The organism is Streptomyces sp. NPDC051662 (genome assembly GCF_040681655.1).
In the GTDB taxonomy this organism is placed as follows: domain Bacteria; phylum Actinomycetota; class Actinomycetes; order Streptomycetales; family Streptomycetaceae; genus Streptomyces.
Genome location: NZ_JBFAZD010000071.1, coordinates 1 through 2,243 on the forward strand (window position 1 = coordinate 1; position 2,243 = coordinate 2,243).

At 66.8% G+C, this 2,243-nt stretch carries 3 protein-coding genes; 1 reads left to right on the forward strand and 2 read right to left on the reverse strand.

What is annotated here, in order from left to right; translation table 11 throughout:
* Positions 1 to 90 precede the first annotated feature (90 nt).
* Positions 91 to 1,002 carry a MerR family transcriptional regulator gene (locus AB0M67_RS41555; protein ID WP_365753409.1) on the reverse strand — a complete coding sequence of 304 codons (912 nt, stop codon included), beginning with the start codon at positions 1,000 to 1,002 and terminating at the stop codon, positions 91 to 93.
* A 321-nt stretch (positions 1,003 to 1,323) separates the two neighbouring features.
* Here AB0M67_RS41555 and AB0M67_RS41560 point away from each other — a divergent pair, with 321 nt between their 5' ends.
* A complete protein-coding gene (locus AB0M67_RS41560) occupies positions 1,324 to 1,860 on the forward strand; it encodes a hypothetical protein (protein WP_365753407.1) in 537 nt (178 codons plus the stop codon).
* A 121-nt stretch (positions 1,861 to 1,981) separates the two neighbouring features.
* On the opposite strand, the gene AB0M67_RS41565 is transcribed toward AB0M67_RS41560, so the two are convergent.
* The coding region (locus tag AB0M67_RS41565) for a CHAT domain-containing protein (protein WP_365753408.1) at positions 1,982 to 2,243 on the reverse strand (262 nt) is incomplete at its 5' end.

Sequence of the window (2,243 nt, forward strand, 5' to 3'; positions counted from 1 at the left end):
ATCTCGAAGCGTGGAGAACGGCCGCCCCAGCTGTCCCGAGAAGAACCGCAGATCAGCAGGTCGGGTGACCAGCGAGGATAAACGCCAAGCTTAGGTAGTGGGTGAGTCTTGGGCGGATAGTTCTTCGGCCAGTTCCATACAGCGCAGGCGGGCCGGGGAGAAGTCGTAGGGCATCTTGCCGATGGCTTCGAACGCGCTCATGGAGTCGGCCTCCCGCCTGCCAGAGCTGAGGTCGGCCTCGTCCTCGCCGTCATCGGCGGTAGCGGGGTGCAAAGTGTCCCAGGCATCGAAGAGGGCATCGTCGTCCTTGTCCAGGCCGGACTCCTCGATGACGGCATGCAGGGCGTTTTCGAAGGCGTGCCGCTCGACGGCCACTTGAGCCACCCGCGGATCATCGACGGCGACGCTGTCATCGAGTGCCTCCTCGGCGTCATCGATGCGATCGGAATCCTCCCGCAGAGTGGGATGCGTGGCCAGCACGACGAAGCGCGTGGCCTGGACGGCCGCGCCGAGCGGGCCGAAGATCCGCTCAGTGATCAGCAGACTGTCCAGGTCCGCCTGACGCAGGGAGCCCTCGGGCAGGCTCTTGAGGCGTTCGGTGACGAAGTCGGAGAGCAGGCCCATCCGGCTGCCTTCGGTGCGCATCCGCTGCACGGCGGTCCGTTGCCGCCGCAATTTCGCCTCCTGCTCGGCGAGGGTTTCCTCCAACCGCTCCAGGGTGCCCGCGATACCGTCTCCGCTGTCCGCACCGGCGGAAGCCATGCCGGTGGTAAAAGCGTCACGGATGTCGTCCAGGGCGATCCCGGCGTCGGCCATCTTGCGAATCCACAGCAGGCGGATCATGTCCTCGTATCCGTAGCGGCGGCGGTCATCGCCGCCCCGCTCAGGCTCGGGGAGCAGGCCGATCTCGTGGTAATGGCGAATCGCCCGTGGCGTGCTGCCGGCGAAGGCCGCCGCGTCACCGATCTTGACCTGGCGGGGTGGCATGAAAGACGAATGCATGAGCGGGGACCTTTCCTCAAGGGATCGGGACATAAGTCCACCGGACCACATGCCGCTACGGAAGGTGCAACCCTCCCCGCCCGCCAAGGCCAGGAAGTGCGTCCTTCTTCCCGTAACCACCGCAGGGCCGTCGGGGCACACGGCGGAGGAGACCACCTGGCGGCCCAGGAACTGTTCGACGTCGTCGATCGCACCGAGGGAGGGCATACGGACGCATACGGAGAGCACCACCGTAGCGGGGTTCGTCGGACCGTCGCCTCGTTGACGGGCTACCGTACGGGCATACCGTTTTGCCCACGCTCGTCCCGAGGAGGGAATCCTGTGTCGTCACCCTGCGACCCGCAGTACGCACCCGCAGGCGATGTGGGCGCGGCGCTCATGGCGATCGACTCTCGGCTCAAGGCCATCTATGACGGCAAGGCCGGGATCGACCCCGAGCAGCAGAAGTTGAACGACCAGTTCACCGCGTCACTGAGCCCCGAGGAAGCCGATGATGTGCTGGACGGTGCGTGCACGCTCGTGTTCCTGTTCATGCAGTGGTTGCAGATGGCCTACGAGGACCACGGCAAGGACGTCATCGAGCACGTGGTGCCCAGCCTCGTAGCCTCGATGCGCATGATGCCCAAGAGCGTCCGCCCCGAGGTGATCCCGACCATGGCCGGCCTGCTCGTCGCGGCCGGCACTGGCCTGAGCCCAAGCCTGTGGCGCCAACAGTATGGAGAGTGGACTCGGGACGAGATGAATCCACTGGAAGCCACGGCGGTACTGCTCGCGGAGCACATCAACCGCATTACTGACGATCACGACTTCGCCACCCGCATGATCGCTGACGCTCTGTCAGGTGCGGACGAGGACTGATACTCCGCATCGTCGCCGACAGTCTGTGTGCTGCGGCGCGTGGTCTCGTGCACGGGGTTCAGCTCTGAGCCGCGTCTCGTGGCCCCGGCGGGCTGAACGTCCGGCACCGCGCGGACAGGGCTCAGCGTGCCGCGGGGTTGCCCTGATGGGTGAAGGCGGCCCACAGGTAGATCTCGTGCAGGTCGGTGCGGGCGGCCCCGCGGTGCAGCGGGTCGCCCAGGCCGGGCGGGGACCGGCGGTCCGGGTTGAGCATCCACAGCTGGGCGGCGCGCAGTGCGTCGGCGGGAGCTAGGGCGTGTTGCGAAAGTCCCGCCTGGCCTGCGACGCCCGGCACGCACGCTCGCTGCGTTGTCGGGATCACCCCAGTACGTCCAGTACTGGGG